Annotated in this window: 20 protein-coding genes, 1 tRNA gene, 1 other RNA gene and 3 pseudogenes; 16 read left to right on the top strand and 9 right to left on the bottom strand. The window is 71.0% G+C overall.

Features of this window, described 5'->3' with window-relative positions; all coding sequences use genetic code 11:
* The first annotated feature begins 11 nt into the window (after positions 1-11).
* Entirely contained in the window at positions 12-653 is a 642-nt protein-coding gene (locus WBK31_RS36300) for a LysE family translocator (RefSeq protein ID WP_364064475.1), read from the top strand.
* 85 nt (positions 654-738) lie between these two features.
* Here WBK31_RS36300 and WBK31_RS36305 read toward each other — a convergent pair whose 3' ends face one another.
* On the bottom strand, positions 739-1,209 hold the full coding sequence (locus WBK31_RS36305; RefSeq protein ID WP_378785830.1) for an HIT family protein: 471 nt from the start codon (positions 1,207-1,209) through the stop codon (positions 739-741).
* Between the two features lie 373 nt (positions 1,210-1,582).
* On the opposite strand from WBK31_RS36305, the gene WBK31_RS36310 reads away from it, so the two are divergent.
* Positions 1,583-2,011 carry a DUF6463 family protein gene (locus tag WBK31_RS36310; RefSeq protein WP_406673878.1) on the top strand — a complete coding sequence of 143 codons (429 nt, stop codon included), beginning with the start codon at positions 1,583-1,585 and terminating at the stop codon, positions 2,009-2,011.
* Between the two features lie 138 nt (positions 2,012-2,149).
* Here WBK31_RS36310 and WBK31_RS36315 read toward each other — a convergent pair.
* A tRNA-Ser gene (locus WBK31_RS36315) sits at positions 2,150-2,237 on the bottom strand.
* 104 nt (positions 2,238-2,341) lie between these two features.
* On the opposite strand from WBK31_RS36315, the gene ffs reads away from it, so the two are divergent.
* Both ffs and WBK31_RS36325 read left to right on the top strand, forming a co-directional pair.
* An RNA gene (ffs, locus tag WBK31_RS36320) (signal recognition particle sRNA small type) lies at positions 2,342-2,437 on the top strand.
* A 31-nt stretch (positions 2,438-2,468) separates the two neighbouring features.
* Positions 2,469-4,057 (top strand): annotated as a pseudogene (locus WBK31_RS36325) (DNA polymerase III subunit gamma and tau); the annotation flags it as partial.
* A 1,420-nt stretch (positions 4,058-5,477) separates the two neighbouring features.
* Here the strand turns inward: WBK31_RS36325 and WBK31_RS36330 are convergent.
* Positions 5,478-6,914, bottom strand: a complete 1,437-nt coding sequence (locus WBK31_RS36330; RefSeq protein WP_406673879.1) for a GAF domain-containing protein — start codon at positions 6,912-6,914, stop codon at positions 5,478-5,480.
* Between the two features lie 517 nt (positions 6,915-7,431).
* Between WBK31_RS36330 and WBK31_RS36335 the strand changes: the two genes are divergently transcribed.
* The 5 genes and pseudogenes from WBK31_RS36335 to WBK31_RS36355 all read left to right on the top strand — a co-directional run bounded on the left by WBK31_RS36335 (position 7,432) and on the right by WBK31_RS36355 (position 11,323).
* Positions 7,432-7,782 (top strand): YbaB/EbfC family nucleoid-associated protein, encoded by a 351-nt coding sequence (locus tag WBK31_RS36335; RefSeq protein WP_364064462.1) that lies wholly within the window; start codon positions 7,432-7,434, stop codon positions 7,780-7,782.
* 2 nt (positions 7,783-7,784) lie between these two features.
* Positions 7,785-8,384, top strand: a complete 600-nt coding sequence (gene recR, locus WBK31_RS36340) for a recombination mediator RecR (RefSeq protein ID WP_101787599.1) — start codon at positions 7,785-7,787, stop codon at positions 8,382-8,384.
* Positions 8,377-8,907 carry a DUF5063 domain-containing protein gene (locus tag WBK31_RS36345; protein WP_364064459.1) on the top strand — a complete coding sequence of 177 codons (531 nt, stop codon included), beginning with the start codon at positions 8,377-8,379 and terminating at the stop codon, positions 8,905-8,907. Before recR ends, WBK31_RS36345 begins: the two co-directional genes overlap by 8 nt.
* Before the next feature lie 84 nt (positions 8,908-8,991).
* Positions 8,992-10,263 (top strand): aspartate kinase, encoded by a 1,272-nt coding sequence (locus tag WBK31_RS36350; RefSeq protein ID WP_378785826.1) that lies wholly within the window; start codon positions 8,992-8,994, stop codon positions 10,261-10,263.
* Positions 10,260-11,323 (top strand): annotated as a pseudogene (locus WBK31_RS36355) (aspartate-semialdehyde dehydrogenase). Before WBK31_RS36350 ends, WBK31_RS36355 begins: the two are co-directional and overlap by 4 nt.
* Before the next feature lie 250 nt (positions 11,324-11,573).
* On the opposite strand, the gene WBK31_RS36360 reads toward WBK31_RS36355, so the two are convergent.
* On the bottom strand, positions 11,574-12,554 hold the full coding sequence (locus WBK31_RS36360; protein ID WP_406673880.1) for a hypothetical protein: 981 nt from the start codon (positions 12,552-12,554) through the stop codon (positions 11,574-11,576).
* Between the two features lie 174 nt (positions 12,555-12,728).
* Between WBK31_RS36360 and WBK31_RS36365 the strand changes: the two genes are divergently transcribed.
* The 4 genes and pseudogenes from WBK31_RS36365 to WBK31_RS36380 all read left to right on the top strand — a co-directional run bounded on the left by WBK31_RS36365 (position 12,729) and on the right by WBK31_RS36380 (position 16,287).
* Positions 12,729-13,397: a TetR family transcriptional regulator gene (locus WBK31_RS36365; RefSeq protein ID WP_364064447.1), complete on the top strand. Its 669-nt coding sequence runs from the start codon at positions 12,729-12,731 to the stop codon at positions 13,395-13,397.
* 56 nt (positions 13,398-13,453) lie between these two features.
* Positions 13,454-14,409 (top strand): annotated as a pseudogene (locus tag WBK31_RS36370) (LLM class F420-dependent oxidoreductase).
* A gap of 4 nt (positions 14,410-14,413) precedes the next feature.
* The gene (locus WBK31_RS36375) at positions 14,414-15,832 is read left to right on the top strand and encodes an amidase (RefSeq protein ID WP_364064441.1); all 1,419 of its coding nucleotides are present in this window, start codon (positions 14,414-14,416) and stop codon (positions 15,830-15,832) included.
* 74 nt (positions 15,833-15,906) lie between these two features.
* A complete protein-coding gene (locus WBK31_RS36380; RefSeq protein WP_364064438.1) occupies positions 15,907-16,287 on the top strand; it encodes a YkvA family protein in 381 nt (126 codons plus the stop codon).
* Between the two features lie 17 nt (positions 16,288-16,304).
* Here the strand turns inward: WBK31_RS36380 and WBK31_RS36385 are convergent, their stop codons facing one another.
* The 3 genes from WBK31_RS36385 to WBK31_RS36395 form a co-directional block, all read right to left on the bottom strand.
* Positions 16,305-17,501 (bottom strand): amidohydrolase family protein, encoded by a 1,197-nt coding sequence (locus WBK31_RS36385; RefSeq protein ID WP_364064435.1) that lies wholly within the window; start codon positions 17,499-17,501, stop codon positions 16,305-16,307.
* Between the two features lie 281 nt (positions 17,502-17,782).
* The gene (locus WBK31_RS36390) at positions 17,783-18,772 is read right to left on the bottom strand and encodes an SURF1 family cytochrome oxidase biogenesis protein (RefSeq protein ID WP_406673881.1); all 990 of its coding nucleotides are present in this window, start codon (positions 18,770-18,772) and stop codon (positions 17,783-17,785) included.
* 38 nt (positions 18,773-18,810) lie between these two features.
* Positions 18,811-19,290, bottom strand: coding sequence for a helix-turn-helix domain-containing protein (locus tag WBK31_RS36395; protein WP_364064429.1), 480 nt, complete (start codon positions 19,288-19,290; stop codon positions 18,811-18,813).
* Between the two features lie 82 nt (positions 19,291-19,372).
* On the opposite strand from WBK31_RS36395, the gene WBK31_RS36400 reads away from it, so the two are divergent.
* Both WBK31_RS36400 and WBK31_RS36405 read left to right on the top strand, forming a co-directional pair.
* Entirely contained in the window at positions 19,373-19,867 is a 495-nt protein-coding gene (locus tag WBK31_RS36400) for a GNAT family N-acetyltransferase (RefSeq protein ID WP_378785822.1), read from the top strand.
* Entirely contained in the window at positions 19,864-20,457 is a 594-nt protein-coding gene (locus WBK31_RS36405) for a TetR/AcrR family transcriptional regulator (RefSeq protein ID WP_364064423.1), read from the top strand. Before WBK31_RS36400 ends, WBK31_RS36405 begins: the two co-directional genes overlap by 4 nt.
* 56 nt (positions 20,458-20,513) lie before the next feature.
* On the opposite strand, the gene WBK31_RS36410 is transcribed toward WBK31_RS36405, so the two are convergent.
* A complete protein-coding gene (locus tag WBK31_RS36410) occupies positions 20,514-20,852 on the bottom strand; it encodes a hypothetical protein (RefSeq protein WP_364064421.1) in 339 nt (112 codons plus the stop codon).
* A gap of 152 nt (positions 20,853-21,004) precedes the next feature.
* Between WBK31_RS36410 and WBK31_RS36415 the strand changes: the two genes are divergently transcribed.
* Complete coding sequence (locus WBK31_RS36415) at positions 21,005-22,408, top strand: methyltransferase (protein WP_406673882.1); 1,404 nt, start codon at positions 21,005-21,007, stop codon at positions 22,406-22,408.
* 276 nt (positions 22,409-22,684) lie between these two features.
* Here the strand turns inward: WBK31_RS36415 and WBK31_RS36420 are convergent, their stop codons facing one another.
* Positions 22,685-23,122 carry a tetratricopeptide repeat protein gene (locus tag WBK31_RS36420; RefSeq protein WP_406675556.1) on the bottom strand — a complete coding sequence of 146 codons (438 nt, stop codon included), beginning with the start codon at positions 23,120-23,122 and terminating at the stop codon, positions 22,685-22,687.
* Positions 23,123-23,159 lie beyond the last annotated feature (37 nt).

Below are 23,159 nucleotides of genomic sequence, written 5' to 3' on the forward strand. Positions count from 1 at the left end.
AATCTGCCTTTATGACGGCTGGGTTGATCGGCATCGCGCTGGTCTCGCTGGGCATGGTGCTCACGCCGGGGCCCAACATGATCTATCTGGTGTCACGTTCGCTCACCCAAGGTCGCCGATCAGGGCTGATCTCGCTGACCGGGGTGTTCCTCGGGTTCACGACGTACCTCATCGCCACCTGCCTGGGGCTGACGGCCATCTTCGCGTACGTGCCCGCCGCGTACACCGCGCTCAAGATCGCCGGGGCGGCGTACCTGCTCTGGCTGGCCTGGAACGCCATCAAGCCGGGCGGCGTCTCCGCCTTCGAGCCGCGCGAGCTGCCCGCCGAAAGCTCCGGCAGGCTGTTCTCGATGGGCCTGCTGACCTGCCTGCTCAACCCCAAGATCGCCATCCTGTACATGTCGCTGCTGCCGCAGTTCGTCGACCCGTCGATGGGCCACGTCCTGCTGCAGAGCCTCGCGCTCGGCTCGGTACAGGTCGCCATCGGCACCCTGGTCAACGGCCTGATCGTCATCTCCGCCGGCAGCCTCGCCGCCTTCCTGGCCCGCCGCCCGGTCTGGCTCCGCATCCAGCGCTACCTCACCGGCACGGTGCTCGGCGTCTTCGCCGTCTCCATGGCCACCGACCGCTCCAAGGCCCTCGTGACCCCCTGACCCCGGCTCAGGCGTCGAGTGGCGGGGGCCTGGCCGATGCCGAGCGGCCACGTTCGCAAGCGCACGTCGGAACCGCTACGACGGGTCAGGCACTCGATGGCGGGCTCGCCCTCAGCCGCGTCTCCTCACGGATCTCGCGGAGGTGCGTGCCACGGCGTTGACGGTGAGGACGGACAGGGCTTTCACACGTCGAGTACGGCGCGCAGCCGGTCGGCGTAGGCGCGGCGGCGTTCGGCGGGGAGCCACTCGGGCTGCGGCGGCGTGCGGTAGAGGTCGTCGCCGGGTAGCGGGGGAACAGGTGCTGGTGGAAGTGCCAGACGCTCTGGCCGCCCGCGGGCTCGTTGTGCCGGCGGGTGGAGACGCCCGCGCACTCGTACGCGGTGCGCATGGCACGGGCGAGCAGCCGGGTCGCGTCGAAGATCGCATGGCCGTCGGCGCTGGGGAGGTCGTAGATGTTCTCGCGGTGGGCGACCGGAATGATCAGCAGGTGTCCCGGGTTGCGCGGCCACCACTGGGGACGGACCATCGCGTACACCCGCTCGTCGCGATAGACCACGTCGGGCTCGCGGTCCGGGGTGAGTGGCAGAACGGGCAGTGGTAATCGGCGGGTGCGTGGTCGTGCACGGAGGTGCCTCCGGGGATCAGGCGGGTGGGGCCAGGTCGATGATGTGCGCCGCGAGCTCGCGGGCCTGCCGCTCCTCGTGTTCGCGTCCGTGAAACGGGTTCGGCGAGGAGGTGGCTGCGGCTCCCGAGGTAGGGGGAGCGAGGAAGTGGGCCGGATCGTGACGTCCTCGCGCCCCCTGGAGTAGCGAGCGAGGGGCTGGGCGCGATCGGGACGCTCTCGCCGGCGGGCCGTTCCCCGGGGTGGGGGAGCGACTTCCCCCTGCGGAGGGAACCCGGCCGGGCCGCGGCCGGAGAAGCTGGCAATCATGAGAACGACATCCGAAGCCCACGTACCAGCACTGTCCGCGCCCCCAGCCGGCTCGACCATCTGGGCCGGCCGCACCATGATCCTGATCGCGCTGCTGCACACCGCCGTATTCGTCCCTCTCGCCCCCTGGGCGAGCTGGCTCGCCGGAGACCTCCGCGGCCCTGCCGCGGACAGCGCATCGGTGGCGACCTTCTGGGCGCTGCCCGGCGGCTTCGTCGTGGTGCTGGCGCTGCTGGGGCTCCTGGTAGCGCGGGCGGGGCGGCAAGGACAGCGCATGCCCGCGTACGTCGGCTGGGTGATCCTCGCCTGGGGAGCGATGGCCGTCAGCCTGATCGGGCCGAGCGGTTTCCTCTTCACCGTCGTTCCGGCCGGGCTGCTCATCGCCGCGGACATCACCGCCAGGCGCCACCCCCGCACGTCCTCCTGAGGCGTCCGGCCTACCGAACATGGCGATCAGGAAGGTCGACGGCGCGCTTCGCCGACGGGCGAGGGGGGAGACGGACCCTCCGGGAAGACCCAAACGCCGGAGGGGGTGCGCCGTGATCACGGCGCACCCCCTCTGTGCTGGCGGAGGATGGGGGATTTGAACCCCCGATAGGTTGCCCTATACACGCTTTCCAAGCGTGCGCCCTCGGCCACTAGGCGAATCCTCCGCCGACGAGCTTACCGGACTTCCGAGGGTGCCAAGACCACCTTTTTCGGCGGGACGGGTTCCCGCAGGGTGGAGCGAGCACTGCGGCATCCGGCTAGACTGTTCACGGACCCCTCGCGCGGCGTCATCCTGTGAACCTCCCCAGGGCCGGAAGGCAGCAAGGATAAGCGGGCTCTGGCGGGTGTGCGGGGGGTCTCTTCGTTGAGAGCCCCCTCGAAGGCGGGATGGTCGCATGAGCCTTGCGCTTTACCGCAAGTACCGACCCGGGACCTTCGCCGAGGTCAAGGGTCAGGAGCACGTCACTGACCCGCTGCGGCAGGCGTTGCGTACCGGCCGCATCAACCACGCTTATCTCTTCAGCGGCCCCCGAGGGTGCGGCAAGACCTCCAGCGCGCGCATTCTGGCGCGTTCGCTCAACTGCGAGCAGGGCCCGACCCCCGATCCGTGCGGCGAGTGCGAATCGTGCGTCGCGCTCGCTCCCACCGGCCCAGGCCACCTCGACGTCATCGAGATCGACGCCGCCTCGCACGGTGGCGTCGACGACGCGCGCGACCTGCGCGAGCGGGCCTTCTTCGCCCCCGTCTCCGCGCGCTACAAGATCTACATCATCGACGAGGCGCACATGGTGACCCGCGAGGGTTTCAACGCGCTGCTCAAGCTCGTCGAGGAGCCCCCGCCCCACCTGAAGTTCATCTTCGCGACGACGGAGCCGGAAAAGGTCATCGGCACCATCAAGTCGCGTACGCACCACTACCCGTTCAGGCTCATGCCGCCCGCGACGCTCAGGGGGCTGCTGGAGGAGATCCTCACCTCCGAGAACGTCCCCTTCGAGCCCGCCGCGCTGCCCCTCGTCGTGCGCGCGGGTGCGGGCTCCGCGCGTGACTCCCTGTCGATCCTCGACCAGCTCCTCGCCGGGGCCGACGACGACGGCATCACGTACGCCAAGGCCGTCTCCCTGCTCGGCTACACCGACGGCGACCTGCTCGACGAGGTCGTCAACGCGTTCGCGGCCCGCGACGGCGGCCGGGTCTTCCACACGGTCAACCGGGTCATCGAGGGCGGCCACGACCCCCGCCGCTTCGCCTCCGACCTGCTCGAACGCTTCCGCGACCTGGTGATCCTGGCGAACGTCCCGGAGGCGGCCACCAGCGGCCTGCTCGACCGTCCCGCCGACGAGCTCGAACGCCTGGTCCAGCAGGCCAACTCCATGGGCCCCGCCGAGCTGACCCGGGCCGCCGAGGTCTTCAACGCGGGGCTCACCGAGATGCGCGGTGCCACCTCGCCGCGCCTGCTGCTCGAACTCATGTGCGCGCGTGTGCTGCTGCCCGGGGCCGACCAGGGCGAGGCGGCGCTGCTCGCGCGTATCGAGCGGCTTGAGCGTGGCGGCGCCGTCGCCCAGATGGCGGCCCGCGCCGCCGCCCCGGCCGCGCCACCCGCTCCCGCCGTTCCCGCTGCTCAGCCTGTTTCCGGTACGTCCGGCGCCGCCGGGGCGGGTGCCCCGGCTCAGGCGACCGGTGGGGGTGCGCCGACTGGGGGATGACGTCAAGCGGCCCGGCGGCCGGTGGCTCAGCGGCCGGGGGCACGACGGGCACGCCCGCTGGTCCCGCACAGGCCCCTGCCGCCTCCTCCAACGACGACTGGCCCGAGCCCGTCCGCCCTGGATCGGGCGCGGCGCCCGCTGCGGCCGCTCCGTCGAGTGCCGCCGCCTCCGGGCCGTCCGCCGGTACGCGTCCGGCCGCCGGCGCTCCCGCCCCGGCTCCCGGTGGTGGCGGTGGGGCCGGGGCCATTCAGTCGCAGTGGCCCGCCGTACTGGCCGCGCTCAAGCAGCGCAGCATCGTCGTCTGGGCCAACGTGAGCACCAACGCCCAGGTGGTCGGCGTGGAGGGCAACCTCGTCACGCTCGGCTTCACCCAGGTCGGCGCGATGAAGAACTTCACCGGCGGCGGCAAGGACGCCGTGGTGGCCGCCGCGCTGGGCGACGTGCTCGGCGGCACGTGGCGGGTCGAGGCGGTGGTCGGGGGCTCCTCGGCGCCGCAGCCGCCCCGTGGCCCCGCCCGTCCGCCGTCGCACGGCGGTCCTCAGGGCGGTCCCCAGGGGAGCGGCGGCGTGCCCGCGCCTGGCGGCGCTCCGAACTCCCCCGGCGGCGGCCCGGTGTCCGGAAACGGCTCCGGTGGTCCGGCGTCCGGCAATGGGTCCGGTGGTCCGGCGTCCGGGAACGGGTCCGGCGGTCCGGCCGACGGCGGGCACGGGCCGGGCGCGCAGGGGCGTGGCGGCGTACAGGACGTTCAAGGGGCGGCCGGTTCGCCGGGGTCCGCGGGCGCGGCTCAGGGGGCGCAGGGCCCCACGGGTTCCCAGGGACGTACGGCCTCGCATGGTTCCTCCGCCCACGAGGACCGGGGCGGACAGGACTCCGACCAGCCTCCGGCCGGCCCGGCAGGGGACGCGGCGGCCCGTCCGGGGGGTGCGGCAGCTCGTCCGGCGGGGGGTGCCGCCCGTCCGACCACGGACGAGTCCTGGCCCGACGCCCCCGACGACGACTCGGACTTCGGCCCGCCGCCGGGGCCTGACCTGGCGCAGACCGTACCGGCCGGGCAGCGCGCCTCCACGGGCCCGGGCAGCGGGCTGGCCGCCGCCCGCTCGGCCGCCCAGGCCGCGGCCAAGGCGGGCCCCCGCGTCCCGTCCGCGAGGGGCGGCGCGTCCGCCTGGCCCGACACGATCCCCGGCCGCGACCCCAAGCCCGCCGACTCCGACGACGTCGACCCGCTGAACGACGCCGACGCCGACGTGTCCGCCATCTCCGGCATGGCTCTGCTGGAACGCGAGCTGGGCGCCAAGGTGATCGGCGAGATCGACCACGCCTGACCTGGCCCGCCCGGCTCGCACGGGTGGCGCGATCGGTCGCACGGGCGGCGCGAGCGGCCGGATCTCACGCCGGCGGGCACGCCTTCCTTCGGTCAAGCGCGCGTGTGCTCCTGCCTCCCAGACGGTGACGCGGGCGGCTCTTCGGGACTGATGCGGTCAGCTCTCTGTTGGGGCACACCTGCGGGGGTCATGCATGCCGGGGCGGCTTCCTGGCCGGCGACGGTAAGCGGTCGAGGGGGATACAACTCGGCTGCTGGAGGTCTGCGATCGCGAGGGGCGGAGCGCCTTCGGAGGCGCGCGGGCGGTGGCACTGTGGCTGTTGGGGCTGCGCAAGCCGGGAACGGGTGAGCGGACGGCTCGGTGGAGGCCGTCACCGGGGTCAGCCGAGGAGGCGGGAGCGGGCGGCGGCGCTGCGGGGGTCGGTGGACGGAAGGGCGGCGAGGCGTTCGAGGACCTCGTAGTCGCCGCGGCCGTTGCACGTCTGCGCGTACGCCCAAAGATCATCAGGCGTGCCGTGACGCAGCAGGCAGGCGCGGACCTGCGCTTCGAGTTCGTCGCGTTCGCGGCGGATCTCGGGCGACTCGGAGCGGGGCAGCAGCGGGCCGGGGTAGGAGCGGGCGAGGGTGGCGGGGTCGCCGGCGGGCAGGAGGCGGCGCAGGGCGAGGAAGTCGGCGTCGATGGGGCAGGTCAGCCGGTACGGCTTGGCCGCGATGGCGTTGCCGAGCTGGGAGCGCAGCCGGTGGATCTCGGCCCGGATGGTGACGGGGTTGCCGTAGTCGCCGTACAGGTGGAAGGAGAGCTGCTCGGCGGTGAGGCCGTGGGGGTGGAGCGCGAGGAGGGTGAGGATCTCGGCGTGCCGCAGTGACAGGGGGCGCTCGCGGTCGCCGTAGACGGCGGTGGGCGGGCGTTCGCCGAGGAAGGACAGCCTGAGGAGAGGCGGGGCGGCGGGCGGCGACGGGCGCAGGAGGTAGCCGTCCGAGAAGGGTTCGAGTAGGGCGACGCGGCCGTCGCGCAGGATCATGCGCCTGGCGAAGTGGGCGGGGCGTCCGTCGAGGTGGACGCGTTCGCCGAGGGAGCCCGCGGGGTCGCCGGAGATGACGCGGCCGGTGGCGGAGAGCAGGACGCCGGGCTTGCCGCGCAGGGACTCGTAGCGGCGGCGCAGGCGCTCGTCGCGTTCGTGCATGCGCAGGGCGAGCTGGGTCTCGGCGAGCTTGGCGGTGGTGGCGACGAGGGCGACGGTGGCGGGGTGGAGGCTGCGGGCGGTGCCGCTGACGTCGACGCAGCCGATGATGCGGCCGGAGTCGGGGTCGGTGATGGGGGCGGCGCTGCAGGACCAGACGTGCAGCACGCGCATGAGGTGCTCTTCCGAGAAGACGTGCACGGGCCGCCCGGTGGCGAGCGCGGTGCCGATGCCGTTGGTGCCGACGCGCTGCTCGCTCCACTGGTGGCCGTCGGCGAGCCCGATGCCGTCGGCGCGGGACATGGTGGTGTGGTTGCCCTCGCGCCACAGGACCCGCCCGTCACCGTCGGTGACGATCATGACGTGGCCGCTCTCCTCGGCGAGGCCCGACAGGGTCTGGGCGAGCAGCGGGAGCAGGGGCTGGAGCGGATGGTCGTCGCGGACGTCCCTGATGCGGGAGGGGTCGATGACGAGAGGGGCGCTGGTGCCCTCCAGGCCGATGCCGGCGTCGAGGGAGCGCATCCACGAGGCCTTGATGAGGTGGCGGGGCGCCTGGGGACAGCTCTCGCCCGCCGCGACGGCCTCGTGCGCCCCCCGCAGCAGGCGGGAGTACGCGTCGAGATGGGGGTAACTCATCGGTCACTCCAAGTAGTCAGAAAGAGCATCCGCCTTGGGGCGGGCGAGCGCAAGTCGTTCAGGGGGGATTGCGGAGAGTGATTGAACGAGCGCAACGTGTGTGCAACGTTGTGCTCGTTAGCGTCCTTGCCCAACGCGTCGGCGTGGTGCGGCCGCTCCGTCGGCGTGGTGGCCGGGTCTCGGACGCTGGAGGGGGGCCGAGATCCGGCCAGAACACGCCGACATACGAAGGAGCGGCCATAACACGCCGGCGCCCGAAGAAGGGGGCCATAACGCGCCGGCGTCCGGCCAACGGCCGGAAACGCGACGGAAACGGGGGACGAGGGCAGTACGAGGGCCAGGTCAGAACGGTGCTCGCGCAGCGCAAAAGCCCGCCATGGGCGGCATCGGGGGAAGAGATGGTCGTCCCGTGCGGATAACCGGCGACGAAACTAGGGGACACCCCAGTACATGACGCCGCTCAAACACCGTAGGCTCGTGGCAGTTACGAACGCGGAGCCACGAGGAGCGCACGACGGTGAACCCAGGGGATGTCAACCTGCAGCAGCTGCTGGAGCAGGCCCAGCTCATGCAGCAGCAGCTCGTGAGCGCCCAGCAGGAGCTCAACGACGCGCAGATCGAGGGCTCATCAGGCGGCGGCATGGTCAAAGCCGTCGTCAACGGCTCGGGCGAGCTGCTGGAACTCAAGATCGACCCGAGCGTGATCGACGCGGGCGATCCGCAGGACACCGCGGACACGATCGCCGACCTGGTGATCGCCGCCGTCCGCGACGCCGTACGCGCGGCCGCCGACCTGCAGCAGGAGAAGCTCGGCCCGCTGGCCCAAGGTCTGGGTGGCGGCGGTCTCGGACAGCTGCCAGGGTTCTAGGCATGTACGAAGGGGTCGTCCAGAACCTGATCGACGAGCTGGGGCTGCTGCCCGGCGTCGGTCCCAAGAGCGCGCAGCGGATCGCGTTCCACCTGCTGGCGGCCGATCCAGCCGACGTCAAACGGCTGGCGCACGCGTTGCTGGAGGTCAAGGAGAAGGTGCGCTTCTGCCGGGTCTGCGGGAACGTGGCCTCGGAGGAGGAGTGCCGCATCTGCCGCGACGCCCGGCGCGACACGCACGTCATCTGCGTGGTCGAGGAGCCGAAGGACGTCGTGGCCATCGAGAAGACGCGCGAGTTCCGGGGCACCTACCACGTGCTGGGCGGTGCGATCAGCCCCATCGACGGGGTCGGCCCCGACGACCTGCGCATCCGCGAGCTCATGACGCGCCTGGCCGACGGCCGGGTGACCGAGCTCATCCTCGCCACCGACCCCAATCTGGAGGGCGAGGCGACGGCTACCTACCTCGCCCGTCTGGTCAAGCCGATGGGCGTCAAAGTGACACGACTGGCCAGCGGTCTGCCTGTGGGCGGTGATCTCGAATACGCCGACGAGGTCACTTTGGGCCGCGCGTTCGAAGGACGGAGGCTGCTGGATGTCTGACCAGTGGAGTGACCTGGCCGACGAGATCTCCGCGCACGCGCAGAACTACGTGGACGGCCTGACCAGGGTGGCGGGCGGCGAGGGCGGCGACGCCATCTGGTCGATCCTGCTGGTGGAGGTCGCCCAGGTGAGCCTGGCGGGCGCCAAGCTGGGGGCCAACCGCGACGTGATCCTGTCGGGCAACTATGAGCCGCCGATGAGCGAGGACCCCGACATCGACGGCGTGCGCACGGCCCTGGCGGAGCGGCTTGAGGCGGTCGACGACTACGTGGAGGTGTTCGACCCGTACAAGGACACCACCGTCACGCCGTACCGGCTCTCCGACGACCTGACCGCCGTCGCGGCCGACCTCATTCACGGGCTGCGCCACTACCACGCCGGCCGCAAGCACGAGGCGCTGTGGTGGTGGCAGTTCTCCTACTTCAACACGTGGGGCAACCACGCGGGCGCGGCGATGCGGGCATTGCAGGCCCTTGCCGCGCATTCCCGGCTCGACGTGGCAGAGGAGAAGACTTCGGTCTGATCATCCACATACTGGTACGACCCAGTCGGTCCACGAGACGCCCCCGATAGACTGGCAGCTCACAGTCCAAACCGGGAGACTCTCGTGGCGCTCGTTGTGCAAAAGTACGGTGGTTCGTCCGTCGCCGACGCGTCCTGCATCAAGCGGGTCGCGCAGCGGATCGTCGCGACGAAGAAGGGCAACGACGTGGTCGTGATCGTCTCCGCCATGGGCGACACGACGGACGAGCTGCTCGACCTGGCCGAGCAGGTGTCGCCGCTGCCTCCGGCACGCGAGCTCGACATGCTGCTGACCTCGGGCGAGCGCATCTCGATGGCGCTGCTGGCGATGGCGATCGCCAACCTCGGCCACGAGGCTCGCTCGTTCACCGGCTCGCAGGCAGGCGTGATCACCGACTCCACGCACGGCAAGGCGCGCATCATCGACGTGACGCCGAGCCGCATCAGGGAGGCGATCGACCAGGGCCACATCGCGATCGTGGCCGGGTTCCAGGGCGTCTCGCAGGACACCAAGGACATCACCACGCTCGGCAGAGGCGGCTCCGACACCACGGCCGTGGCGCTGGCGGCGGCGCTCGAAGCCGACGTCTGCGAGATCTACACCGACGTCGACGGTGTCTTCACCGCCGACCCGCGCATCGTCCCCGCGGCGCGCAAGATCCCCAAGATCTCGTACGACGAGATGATGGAGATGGCGGCCTGCGGCGCGAAGATCCTGCACCTGCGATGCGTCGAGTACGCTCGCCGCTTCAACCTGCCGATCCACGTACGCAGCTCGTTCAGCACCAAGGAAGGCACGTGGGTCGTAGCCGACCCTTACAACGAAGGAACCGAGATGGAGCAGCCGATCATCTCCGGCGTGGCGCACGACCGGAGCGAGGCCAAGATCACTGTTGTCGGCGTGCCCGACAAGGTCGGTGAGGCTGCCACGATCTTCAAAACGCTGGCCGACGCCGAGATCAACATCGACATGATCGTGCAGAACGTCTCGGCCGCGGCCACGGGCCGCACCGACATCTCCTTCACGCTCCCCACGGCCGACAGCCAGACGGCCCTCGCGGCGCTGAAGAAGATCCAGCCCCAGATCGGTTTCGAGTCGTTGCTGTTCGACGACCAGATCGGGAAGGTGTCGCTGGTCGGCGCGGGCATGCGCTCGCACCCCGGCGTCACCGCGACGTTCTTCGCCGCCCTCGCCGACGCGGGGGTCAACATCGAGATGATCTCCACCTCGGAGATCCGCATCTCAGTGGTCGTCGGGCAGGACGGTGTCGACGCGGCCGTGGCGGCCGCGCACCGCGCCTTCGACCTCGACGCCGACCAGGTCGAAGCCGTGGTGTACGGAGGTACAGGACGATGAGCAAGAGGCCCAATCTCGCACTGATCGGCGCGACCGGCGCCGTGGGCACCGTCATGCGCGACATCGTGTCGACGCGTGAGGACATCTGGGGCGAGATCCGTCTCGTCGCCTCGGCCCGCTCGGCGGGCAAGGTGCTGAAGGTGCGCGGCGAGGACGTCGTGGTGCAGGCGCTCGCGCCCGAGGTGTTCGACGGCATCGACATCGCCATCTTCGACGTCCCCGACGAGGTGTCGGCCGTGTGGGTGCCGATCGCGGCCGAGCGCGGCGCGATCGCCATCGACAAGTCGGGCACGTTCCGCATGGAGCCCGACGTGCCGCTGGTGGTGCCCGAGGTCAACCCGCAGGACGCGCGGCAGCGTCCGCGGAACATCATCTCGACCCCCAACTGCACGACGCTGTCGATGATGGCCGCCATGGGCGCGCTGCACGCCGAGTTCACGCTCAAGGAGCTGGTCGTCGCCTCCTACCAGGCGGTGTCCGGGGCCGGCGTGGCCGGTTCCGCGCGGCTGTACGACGAGGTCGAGGCGCTGGCCGGCGACCGTACGATCGGGCAGGCCGCGGGCGACGTGCGCAAGGCCCTGGCCAACAAGCTGCCGGCCGAGTCGCCGTTCCCCGCGCCCATCGCGTTCAACGTGGTGCCGTGGGCCGGCTCGACAAGGGCGACGGCTGGGCCTCCGAGGAGCTGAAGCTCCGCAACGAGTCCCGCAAGATCCTCGGCATCCCCGACCTGAAGGTCTCCGCGACCTGCGTCCGCGTCCCGGTGGTCACGACGCACTCGCTGGCCGTGCACGCGCGCTTCGAGCGCGAGATCACGGTCGCCGATGCGCGTCGCGTCCTGGAGGCGGCGCCGACGGTGGTCGTCATGGACGATCCGGCCAACGGCGTCTTCCCGACGCCCGTCGACGTGGTGGGCACCGACCCCACCTACGTCGGCCGCATCCGCCAGGCGATCGACTTCCCCAACACGCTCGACCTGTTCGTCTGCGGTGACAACCTGCGCAAGGGCGCGGCGCTCAACGCGGCGGAGATCGCCGAGCTGGTGGCGGCCGAGCTGACCTGACACGTCGGATGACGTGACTCGGTGTGGCGCCGTACGTTCGCGTGCGGCGTCACATCTTTTTGTGCGCGGTGTTCCCCGGCTTCGTCGCCGGGGCCGGGGTGCGGGTGACCCTGCCGGTCGCGGCCTGCCGAGGCGTGGCGCGCTGTCAGTGGTGCTGCCAACCGCTCCGTCTGTCGGCCGGTCGGCTCCGTCCGCCGTGGTTCTGCCGGCCGGGGGCTCGCGTACGCGGCCCTGGACGGCCGTGGCCCTGTCACCGGAAGAGGATGTCCCAGTGGTCGCCCTCGTCGGCGAAGACCGCGCCGTCGCCCTTGTAGAGCCGCGCTCCGTCGCTGCGGATGCCGGCCTTGTCGTAGTGCCGGTGAATGTGCCGGTCGATGCAGGAGTTGTGTGCGATGTCGAGCTTGTAGCCGTTGCCGTGGCTGTAGACGCCGGGCGCGTGGCCGTGCTCGGTGCCGCCGGTCACCAGGATCGGGCAGCCGCTCTTCTGCTTCAGCTCGATGATCTTGGCGATGGTGCCGGTCCTGATGCGGTCGAGCGACGTGCAGTGACGCAGGTGCTTGCTGGTGCAGTGGCCGGTGGACTTGGTCCGCAGCCCGGCGTACCTGAGCCAGCTCGCGGCGGTGGTGTGCGACATGGTCACCGCCGCCCTCCTGGGCAGGACCCGCGCCAGGTCGACCTGAGCGTGCCTGTGAGCGGCGTGCGCGCGCGTCCTGGGCATCTCGGCCACCCGGGAGCGTACGCGCTCCTTCTTCGCTTTCCTGGCCCCGGGACGCGCCTTCGTCTTGGCCTTGGGCGCGGCCGGCTCCGCCTTGGTCCGCGCCGGCTGGGCCTTGGTCTGTGCCGGGCGGGTCGTGACCGCGTCCACCGCGGCCGGCCGTCCCTGGATCACGGCGTCGGAGGCGGCGTCGGGGGCGGCGTCGGAGGTGGCGTCGGAGGAGGACCCCCAGAAGTCGTCCTGCGCGCTGTCGTCCCACGACGGCCACTCGCCGGCCTCACTGAGCCGGGCGCGGGCCTCGATGAGCCGCTTGTGCGCCCACCTGGCGGCGATGCGCGGACCGATCTCGTACGCGTCCGCGAGCGTCAGCAGCGCCGGGCCGTGCTCCCATCCGCCGGACCCGTACAGGCTGCCCGGTGCCGGCACCCATTCGGGGCGGGTGGCGGCCGAGGCAGCGGAGGCCAGCGCGATTATGGTGATCTGAATGCCGAGGAGCGCGACTATCAGGAGCCGCACTGTTCCACGTATCCACATGTCGATGCCTTTTCGCGGAAATAGCCCTTCCGCCTGAAACGACAATCCCACCATTCACTGGAGATAACTCATGCCGCGGACGCAACTTTGCCTTGTGGCGGCGATCACCGTGCGGCTCCATGACCTAACCGCGTACGACGACGTAAAGTGACGAACGTGTCCGAAGCCCGAAACAGAGGAGCGGAGAGCACTCGAGAGGTCATCGTCGAGACGGCCTTGCGACTGTTCAGGGAGCGCGGCTTCGAAGCGACCACCATGCGGGCCATCGCGGCCGAAGCCGGTGTGTCCGTGGGCAACGCTTACTACTACTTCGACAGCAAGGAAGCGTTGATCCAGGCTTATTACGACCGCGCGCAGGCCGAGCACGAAGCCGCGTGCAGGGAGTTCCTGGCCACAGAGGAGTCGTTCGCGGCCAGGTTGAGCGGAGTGTTGCGGGAGTGGGTGCGGGTTTCCGAGCCGTACCACGAGTTCGCCGTGAAGTTCTTCAAGCACGCGGCCGAGCCGACCAATCCGCTCAGCCCGTTCAGCAAGCAGTCGTCGCCCGCGCGTGAGGCGTCGATCGCCATTTACCGGGAGGTCGTCGAGGGTTCGCGCGACAAGATGAACGCGGAGTTGCGCGAGGAGCTGCCCGAGCTGCTCTGGCTGCTGTCGATGGGCATGGTGCTGTTCTGGGTGCACGACACCTCGCCGGGATGTGCGCGCACGTACCGGCTCATCGAGGTGACGGTGCCGCTGGTGGACCGGCTGGTCGGGCTGTCGCACCTGCCGGGGCTGCGGGGGATCACCAAGGACTTCATCGCGGCGGTGCACGAACTCCGGGCCTAGGGCTACATACCGAGCGGTTGGTATGGTCCTCCTGTCAGCCGAATGGGAGGCCGTGCATGACGCAGAACTGGGGCATGACGATCCCCTTCTACGACCGCTCGCTGTCCAGGGCCCAGGACCTCGTCGCCGAGCTGCCCGCGCTCGGCTACACCGACGTGTGGTCGGCGGAGGTCAACGGCACCGACGGGTTCGTGCCGCTGGCGCTGGCCGCGCAGTGGGCGCCGCAGGTGCGGCTGGGCAGCGCCATCGTGCCCGTCTCGACGCGCGGCCCAGGGCTGCTCGCCATGTCCGCGGCCACGCTGGCCGACCTCGCGCCGGGACGGTTCGTGCTGGGCATCGGGGCGTCGTCGCCGGCGATCGTCGAGCGGTGGAACGCCGGCACGTTCACCAAGCCGTACGGGCGCACCCGCGACACGCTGCGCTTTTTGAAGAAGGCGCTGGCGGGGAGAAGGTTTCGGAGAGCTACGAGACGTTCGAGGTGAAGGGCTTCAAGCTGGAACGCGCGCCCAAGACGCCCCCGAAGATCGTGCTGGCCGCGCTGCGCCCCCGCATGCTGCACCTGGCCGCCGAGGAGGCCGACGGCGCCATCACCAACTGGCTCTCGCCCGATGACGTGCGCAAGGTCCGCGCCGAGATCGGCGCGGGCACCGAGCTGATCGCCCGCCTGTTCGTCTGCGTGGACGACGACGCCGAGCGGGTCCGCCAGACCGCCAAGCGGATGCTCGCGGGTTACCTGACCGTCCCCGTGTACGCCGCCTTCCACGACTGGCTGGGCCGCGGCGAGGCGCTGCGGCCGATGCACGAGGCGTGGGCAGCGGGCGACCGGCAGGCCGCGCTCAAGGCCATCCCCGACGAGGTGGTGGACGATCTCATCGTGCACGGTGACGCCGCCACCTGCCGGGCCCGCATCAAGGAGTACGTGGCGAACGGCCTCGACACGCCGGTACTCGCGCCCCTGCCCGGCCCGATGCCCATCGACCAGGCGGTGCGCGAGCTGGCGCCGGAGGCGTAGCCGGATGAAGGAGTTACTGCGACTGGACGCGGTCGGCCAGGCCCAGGCGGTCAGGGACGGCCAGGTGTCGGCGCGGGAGCTCGTCGAGGCCGCGATCGCGCGCATCGAGGAGGCCGACGGCGAGCTGAACGCGGTCATCCACCGCCGCTTCGAGCGCGCGCTCGCCGAGATCGACGCCATCCCGGCGGACGCGCCCTTCCGCGGGGTGCCGATCCTGCTGAAGGACCTGGGCTGGCGGGAGGCGGGCGAGCCGTACAGCGCGGGCTCGAACGTACGCGACGAGGCCGAGGACGCCCCCGACGCGTACGGGGTGGTGCGGCTGCGCGAGGCCGGGTTCGTGCTGCTCGGGCGGACGAACACGCCCGAGTTCGGCACCACGATCACGACGGAGCCGGTGGCGTTCGGGCCGACGCGCAACCCGTACGACGCGGCGTACTCGGCGGGCGGGTCGAGCGGCGGTTCCGCGGCGGCGGTGGCGGCCGGGATGGTCGCTCTGGCCACGGCGAGCGACGGCGGCGGGTCGATCAGGGTGCCCGCCTCGATGTGCGGACTGGTGGGCCTCAAGCCGTCGCGTGGGCGGGTCAGCCACGGGCCCGCGCTCGGCGAGAGCTGGAACGGGTTCGCCTGCCCCGGCTTCGTCACCAGGACCGTACGCGACACCGCGGCGGCGCTCGACGTCGTCTCCGGCATGGAGCCGGGCGACCCGTACGACGCCCCGCCGCTGCCCGGCAGGCTCGCCGACGAGGTGGGCCGCGACCCCGGGCGGCTGCGCGTCGGCTTCCTCACCGCGCACCCGCGCGGCGACGTACCCGAGGATCCCGAGCTGACGGCGGCGGTCACAGGGGCCGCAGCGCTGCTGGAGACACTCGGCCACGACGTCACGGAGGGCGGTCCCGCCGCCCTCGCCGATCCCGAGTTCCCCCGGCACTTCGCCGCGATCGTCTCCGACAACGTGGCCGCGCTCGTCGCCGGGCTCGGCGCGTGGCGGGGCAGGCCGGTCGAGCCGGACGAGCTGGAACCGCGCAACGCCGCCATGGTCGCGGCCGCCCGCGAGCGCAGCGCCGCCGATCACCTGCTGTCCGCGCAGTGGATGGACCGCTTCCGCCGCCGGATGGCCTCCTGGTGGAGCTCCGGATACGACCTGCTGCTCATGCCGTCGATGGGGACGGCGCCGTTCAGGCTGGGCTGGATCCCGCCCGACGACTTCACCACCGCGTCAAGCCGCACCCTGTCCGTCGTCGCCTACACCGGGCCGATGAACGCGACCGGCCAGCCGGCGATCTCGCTGCCCCTGCACAGGACCGCGTCGGGGCTGCCGGTGGGCGTCCAGCTCGTGGCCGCCGCCGGCCGCGAGGACCTCCTCGTACGGGTGGCCGCCCAGATCGAGCAGGCCAGGCCGTTCGAGCACCCCTGCCTGCCCTGAGCCGTGAGGGGGTCAGGAACCCCTGGCCGTTCCGACGCGTTATGTCGTGAGAAGCCGGGGGTAGGGGGTTGCACATGATGGCGAAGGCAGCACGGGCGGCTGCGGCGTGGCGGACCTACCGCGAGGTGACCAGGCCGGGCACGCCGCCACTGATGACCAGGGTCCGGGCGATCCCGCGGATGCTCGGCGCGGTCATGCGGGGGCGCTACGCCGGCCTGGGCAAGGGCAAGCTCGCCCTGATGGGGCTCGGCGTGGTCTACCTCATCTCGCCGGTCGACGTCATCCCCGACTTCCTCATGCTGATCGGGGTGGCCGACGACTTCGGCGTGTTCCTGTGGCTGATGGCCTCGCTGCTCGGCGAGAGCGGACGCTACGTCGAGCACGAGCGCGCCGTCATCCAGGGGCAGGTCGAGGAGGACCTCATCCAGGGCCGGATGGCGGACGACGTCATCTGAGGCCGGGTCGAGGAGGCTTAGATCTCCTCCATCCGCAGCCACGCACGCGACGGCAGCGGGTGGCCGAACAACCGGGCGGCGTTGCCGTAGGCGACCCTGGCGATGTCGGCCGGTGGGAGCGTTCCGAGATTGCGGGCCACCGACTTCTGCGTGTCCGGCCACGTGGAGTCGGAGTGGGGATAGCCGCTCTCCTGGAGCACGTGGTCGAGCCCGACCGCGAGGCGAACACCCGACAGCGCGTGGTCGTCGAGCGTGCCGAAGAAGAAGTTGCGGCGCAGCACCTCGCTGGGCTTGAGCCCGCCGTCCCATGACGTCTCGCCCGCCACCGGGTGGTCGAGGGCGTAGTCGGCGCGCTCGGCCAGCATCGGCAGCCAGCCCACGCCGCCTTCGACGATGAGGATGCGCAGCGCGGGGAAGCGCAGCGGCAGACCGGACCAGAGCCAGTCGGCGCAGGCGAACATCGCGCTCGTCGGCATGAGCGTGGTGATGGCCTCGATGGGCGTGTCGGGCGACGGCACAGGCGACCAGGAGGAGTCTCCGGCGTGCAGGCAGACGACGGTGCCGGTCTCCTCGCACGCGGCGAAAAACGGGTCCCAGTGGCCGGTGTGGATCGACGGTAGCCGCAGCCTGGTGGGGAACTCGGGGAACACCACCGCCTTGAAGCCCCTGGCCGCGTTGGCCCTGATCTCCTTGGCCGCGATGTCGGGGTCGGGCAGCCACGGGAGCTGCAGGCCGATGATGCGCTCGGGGTAGGTGCCGGCCCAGACCTCGATGTGCCAATCGTTCCACGCCCTGACCAGGGCGAGGCCGAGCTCCTGGTCACGGGTCCTGGCGAACGGCATGCCGGCCTGCTGGGCGAGCATGCCGGGGAAACACAGCGCCGCCCAGATGCCGGCGGTGTCCATGTCCTTGATGCGGGCCTCGATGTCGTGGCAGCCGGGGCGCATGTTCTCGAACCGCACCGGGTCGAGCGTCCACTGCTCGCGCGGCAGGCCGGCGCCCACGTCGATGCCGGCGCACGGGTAGGTGGCGCCGCCGTAGCGCCACACTTGGTGACCGGACTCCGTCTCCACGACCTTGGGCGCGACTTCGGCGTATTTCTCCGGCAGGCGCCCTTCGAACAGGTCGGGCGGCTCGATCAGGTGATCGTCTGCGGAGATGATCACGTAGTCGCGCCGCCTGGGGTCAGGGTCGGGGAGCAGCGGCGTAGTCACGCACGTAACCGTACGACGGCGGCATAACGTCGAACAAGCTGCGACGTATCCGTTGGGTCTCTGCGCACAATTGCCGGCCCGGGAGCGCCGGGACGGGGATGGCGGGCGATCCCCCGCCGACCAGGCCCGTCCGGCGTGGCGAGCGGGCACCGCACGTCTCTACCCAGGCATTTTCTGCGTAGTCAGGACGTGAGTTCGGAAATCTGCCGCCGTCTTGACGGGAAAGCTGGAGCACCGGCGTGACGTATCTCTCTATGGCAAGAAATTTCGGGACTGCTCCGCTAGTTGGCGCCGGTCTTCGTCTCAGGGGCCGCCGCTTGTCCGGCAGGCTCGTCCGGCCGCTTCCCGGATGACTCGCCGGACGGCTCGTTCGACGGCTTCCCGGTCGGCTCGGTGGTCGGCTCGTTCGACGGCTTCCCGGTCGGCTCGGTGGTCGGCTCGTTCGACGGCTTCCCGGTCGGCTCGGTGGTCGGCTCGTTCGACGGCTTCCCGGTCGGCTCGCCCGGCGACTCCTCCGGCTGCTTGGCGCGGCGCTCGGCCACTTCGCGCCGGATCAGCAGCACCCAGCCACCGATCGCGATGCCGATGAACAGCCACCACTGGACGCCGTAGGCGAGGTTGAGCCCGCCTCCCGAGCCGACGTCGGGCTCCGGTACGGGCGCGGGCGCCGTGGCCGGGGCCGGCTGCTGCTCGATCAGCTCGACGTAGCCGCCCACCAGCCGGTACGGCAGCCCCTTGCCGATGGCGTCGGCGTTGATCAGCAGCACCTGGCCCGGCGGCAGCCCGCCGCGGTCGCGGATGCCGCTGTTCTCCTCGGTCTCGCTCGGCCGCAGCCGCCCGGTCACCGTGACCTGCCCGGAGGGCGGTGCGGGCACATCGGGCGCGGTGTCGGCGGTGGCGCCCGCGGGCACCCAGCCGCGGTTGACGATGACGGCCGTGCCGGGGCCCGTGACCAGCGGGGTCAGTACGTAGAAGCCGTTGCGGCCCTCCTGGGGGCGGCGGCGTACGACGAGGCCGTGCGCGGTGTCGTACGTGCCGGTGACCGTCACCTTCCTGAACCGGTCGTCCTGCTTGACCTGCTGCCCCGGCGCGGCGAGCCGGTCGATCGGCACGGGCGGGGCCTCGATGTTGGCGGTGACCCGCTCGCTGTTGGCGGAGCGCTCTTCGAACCTGCCGAACTGCCACCGCCCGAGCAGCACGAAAGCGGGGATGACCAGCAGCACCACGACGTGGAGCACGAGCCATCGAGGCGTCAGCAGGAACCGGTACACGCCTTCAAGACTAGGCACCGGCACCAGTGGTGCCGAACTCAGGCGGTTTCCAGGTGGGCGCCCCTGCCCGGGATCGGGGTGACCTCGCGCGGCCCGCCCACCTCGTGGCCCTCGGCGCAGCGGAAGCGCAGCTCGATGGGGGCGCCGCAGTCGCGGTGGGTGAGCACTACCGGTGGGCCGTCCTCGCCGGCCAGGTATTTGTCGCCCCAATGCATGAGGGCGACGAGCAAGGGATAGAGGTCGCGGCCCTTGTCGGTGAGCCGGTATTCGTCGCGCTGCCGCTGACCGGGCTCGCGGTAGGGCACCTTGCGCAGCAGGCCCTCGCCGACCAGCCGGGCCAGGCGGGCGCTGAGCACCTGGCGGGGCGCGCCGGTCATGGCCTGCATGTCGGCGAACCGCCGTACGCCGCTGAACGCCTCGCGCAGCACCAGGAAGGTCCATTTCTCCCCGACGATCTCCAGGGTGCGCTCGATCGAGCAATTGTCCACCCGGAAATCCATGCGATAAGGCATGTTCATTTTTGCAGTATACCTGAGTTCAATTGACAGACTCAGCTTCGACGGGCAGGCTGAGTCTATGCAACGAACTCAGCTCCGTCCGGTGCGTCCCGACGATGAGGAGCGGATCAGGCGGTTCCTCGCCGGGCTCTCGCTGCACACGCAGACGCTGCGCTTCTTCACCGGTGTCTCGGCCCCGTCCGCCGCGCTCGTACGGGCGCTGCTGGCCGCGGACGAGCACCGCGAGGCCCTCGTCGCCACCGACGACCGCGGCGAGATCGTCGCGCACGCCATGAGCTTCCGCGGCGGCGGGTACGCCGACGTCGAGATCGCCGTCGTCGTCGCCGACGCCTGGCAGGGCCGCGGGCTCGGCACCAGGCTCGTGGACGAGCTGCTGTCCAGGGCCGCGCTGCGCGGCGCGCGTACGGTGGGCATGGACGTCATGGGGGAGAACCGGCGCGTGCTGCGACTCATCCGCCGCCTCTGGCCGGACGCCGTGATGCGGGTACAATCCGGTACGGTCGAAGTGACCGCTATGATCGGTCAGCCCGGCCTATTTGCGGAACAACGTTCTGGTGCCACACCATTGACAGTGTGAAGAGTGTCAAGAACGGACGCGACGGCCGCACCAGGATCATCGAGGGCGCCCTCCGCCGTTTCAGCCAGGACGGCGTGTCCGCCACCACCCTGGCCAGCCTCCGCGAGGAAAGCGGCGTCAGCGTCGGCAGCTTCTACCACCACTTCGCCAGCAAGGAGCACGTCTTCGGCGTGCTGTACGGCGAGATCCTCGACGCTTACCAGAAGGAATTCCTCGCCGAGCTGGTCCGCCACGACGACGCCAAGGCCGGCATCGAGGCGATCGTGGCCTTCCACATGCGCTGGGCCGGCGAGCATCCCGAGAAGGCCCGGCTGCTCATCAGCGAGCGCCCGCCGCGCAAGCACGAGCCGGGCGGCGCCGAGGTGGCCGAGGCGCGGCGCGCGTTCTTCAAGCAGGTCTCCGACTGGTGGCGGCCGCACATGAAGAACGGGCTCCTGCGGCCCGTGCACGCCACCATGTGCTACGTGCTGTGGCTCGGTCCCGCGCAGGAGATGTGCCGGCTGTGGTTCGCGGGGGCGCACACGCCGACCGAGGAAGAGATCAAGGACCTGGGCGAGGCGGCCTGGCAGAGCCTCCGCCAGCGCTCCTGAACCGTTCCTGCTCCATGCGGGGTCGCGCCGCGAAGGGTCCGGCATGCGGGTGAGGGTCAGGTACGGCGTACCGGCTCCGTCGCAGGCGGGGCCGCGGTGCAGGCGGGACGCCGTATTGGAACGTGCCAGATCGAGCGGTCGAGAGTGATGTCGAGGCGCATGTCGCGCCGCCTCCGGCGCAGCCCTGGCACGCGTACGCGGTCGTGCACGTCGAACCTGCCGCCGCTCGGATAGCCGAAACCCAGCTCGCCCGGCAGCACCCGCATGTCGTCACGGTTGCCGCAGCGCGGGCAGGTCCATGAGACGAGGTCCAAGCCGCGGTCGTAGTCGGAGCAGGCGCTGAAGTACTCGTCGGGCCGGAACGTCGCATCACAAGCCAGGCAGGGCAGCAGCATGGGCCTGCTCCAGGGGGTGGTAAGTGCTTGCCTCTCCAGAGATATCGCGAGTCCCTTGTCCCACGCTTGCAGAACGCTTGACCTCAAAGTAACAGTGTGAACACTGTCGGTGTCGATTCATGTGGATGTGTCCACGGTGAAAGGATGGTCAGGTGGAACGACTGCGCCATCATCTCCTCGACACCGGTTACACGATCGACGGCGTTCGCGAGCGCCTGGGCGACACCGCCGCATCGGCACTCGCCCGCGAGGAGCTGATACCGGCCCTGCGCGCCACCGCCGACGGAGACCCGCTCGGCACGCTGATCAGGCTGTGGTGGCTGGGCGTTCCCGTGCCGGCCAAGAGCGTCGCGCCGGAGGTGCTCGAATCGGGGCTGGTCGCGGCCGACGGCGATCAGGTCACCGCGACCGTGCACCTGCAGCCGTGGGAGACCGGCGGCTACCTCGTCTCCGACAGGAAGGTACGTCCCGGCGACCCCGCGCTGCGGCCCGACCACGTGGTCGGCGCCGGGGGAGCGTCGGCCAACCTGGCCCAGCTCGTCACCCGCCGCCCGGTGGGCAGCGCGCTCGACCTCGGCACCGGCTGCGGGGTGCAAGTGCTGCACCTCGCCGGGCGGGCGGAGCGCATCACCGCCACCGACGTCAACCCGCGCGCGATCGAGCTGGCCCGGCTGAGCTGGAAGCTGTCGGGGATCTCCGAGGTGGACGCGCGGGTGGGCTCGATGTACGAGCCGGTCGAGGGCGAGCGGTTCGACCTGGTGGTGAGCAACCCGCCGTTCGTGATCGCGCCGCGGCGCGCGGGACGGCTGACCTACCGCGAGTCGGGCGCGTCCGGCGACGACTTCTGCCGCGACCTCATCCGCCGCACGCCCGCCTTCCTCAACCCCGGCGGCCAGGCGCATTTCCTGGCCAACTGGCTGCACGTCGCGGGCGAGGACTGGTGTGACCGGGTGGGCGGCTGGCTGCGCGAGACCGGCTGCGACGCCTGGGTGGTGCAGCGCGACGTGCAGGACCCGGCCGAGTACGTCGAGCTGTGGCTGCGCGACGCGGCCGAGCAGGGCACCCCCGCCTACGCCGAGCACTACGACCGCTGGCTCGCCTGGTTCGAGGAGCAGCGGGTCGAGGGCGTCGGGTTCGGCTGGATCACGATGCGCAACTCCGGCACGCTCGACCCCGTCGTACGCGTCGAGCACCTGGCGCACCAGGTAGCGCTTCCTGTCGGCGACTACGTGGACGGGGTGATCGACGCGATCGCGTCGGCGCACCGGGCCCAGGGCCTTGAGTCGGCGAAGCTGCGCACCGCCGACGGCCTGCTGGACGAGCGCATCGGCCTGCCGGGCGCGGAGGACCCGATGAAGATCGTGCTGCGCCAGACGCAGGGGCTGCGCCGCAGCAGGGAGGTCGGCACGGTGGAGGCCGCGCTGGCCGGCGTGTGCGACGGCGAGCTCGCGCTGGGGCCGCTGCTCAACGTGATCGCCGAGCTGGTCGGAGACGGCGAGATCCTGAACGCCGACGCGCTCAGGCCGCTCATCGCCGAGGGGTACTTCCTGCTTTGATCCGGCGTTGATTCGACGTTGACCCCGGGGGTGGAGGCTCTGGGGCATGGCACGGGCCTGGGGGGTTCGAGGGCCGTGTCAGGTCCGGCCGGTCGTCTTAGTGAGGCGGCAGGCCGTCGCGCGGAGCATCCGGATGACCGGGCCCCCTAGCGACGCGTGGTGGCCGGAGATGGCCGGCCGGGCTGAACTCCATCGATCACGAGCTTCTTCGTGGCACCCCTAAGGACAGCCTTGATCAACCATGTGTGGATGACACGTCTGGACGACGAGCTGTACTCAGGACTCGACGACGGAATCGGCGCCGCTCCTGAAGCCGGGCTTGTCCGGAACATCGGTGGGGACATCGGGAGGGAAGCTGTCGAGCATGGCCTTCAGGTCGCCGGCCTCGGGCGCGCCGAGCCGGGTGAAGATCTCGAAGGCTCGGCGTAGGCAGTCGCGGCTGCGCGGGATGTTGCCGAGGCCGCGCAGCGCCTTGCCGAGCACGGTGAGCGACAGCGCCTCGCCGTACGGGTGGCCGATGTCACGGGAGACCACCAGGGCCTCCTCCGCGTGGCGCACGGCCTCGGGGTAGCGCTCGGCGGCGATGAACGTCTCGGCCAGGCGGGAGCACACCCGCTGCTCCCAGACGCGCTGCTTGCTGGCGCGGAAGAAGGCCAGGCACTCGGCGTGGTGATGGACGGCCTCGGTGAGCCGGCCGACCCGCGACAGGACGATGCCGAGGTGGTAGCGGGCGCGGGCGGTGCCGGCCCCG

Origin of the sequence: Nonomuraea sp. N2-4H (assembly GCF_045291505.1) — a bacterium.
Taxonomy (GTDB): domain Bacteria; phylum Actinomycetota; class Actinomycetes; order Streptosporangiales; family Streptosporangiaceae; genus Nonomuraea; species Nonomuraea fastidiosa.

What these genes read in the sequence shown, in the direction of transcription:
- WBK31_RS36300 (WP_364064475.1), top strand. Translation starts at nt 12, where the DNA reads ATGACGGCTGGGTTGATCGGCATCGCGCTGGTCTCGCTGGGCATGGTG.
- WBK31_RS36310 (WP_406673878.1), top strand. Translation starts at nt 1,583, where the DNA reads ATGAGAACGACATCCGAAGCCCACGTACCAGCACTGTCCGCGCCCCCA.
- WBK31_RS36330 (WP_406673879.1), bottom strand. Translation starts at nt 6,914, where the DNA reads ATGAGTTACCCCCATCTCGACGCGTACTCCCGCCTGCTGCGGGGGGCG.
- recR (WP_101787599.1), top strand. Translation starts at nt 7,785, where the DNA reads ATGTACGAAGGGGTCGTCCAGAACCTGATCGACGAGCTGGGGCTGCTG.
- WBK31_RS36345 (WP_364064459.1), top strand. Translation starts at nt 8,377, where the DNA reads ATGTCTGACCAGTGGAGTGACCTGGCCGACGAGATCTCCGCGCACGCG.
- WBK31_RS36375 (WP_364064441.1), top strand. Translation starts at nt 14,414, where the DNA reads ATGAAGGAGTTACTGCGACTGGACGCGGTCGGCCAGGCCCAGGCGGTC.
- WBK31_RS36380 (WP_364064438.1), top strand. Translation starts at nt 15,907, where the DNA reads ATGATGGCGAAGGCAGCACGGGCGGCTGCGGCGTGGCGGACCTACCGC.
- WBK31_RS36395 (WP_364064429.1), bottom strand. Translation starts at nt 19,290, where the DNA reads ATGAACATGCCTTATCGCATGGATTTCCGGGTGGACAATTGCTCGATC.
- WBK31_RS36410 (WP_364064421.1), bottom strand. Translation starts at nt 20,852, where the DNA reads ATGCTGCTGCCCTGCCTGGCTTGTGATGCGACGTTCCGGCCCGACGAG.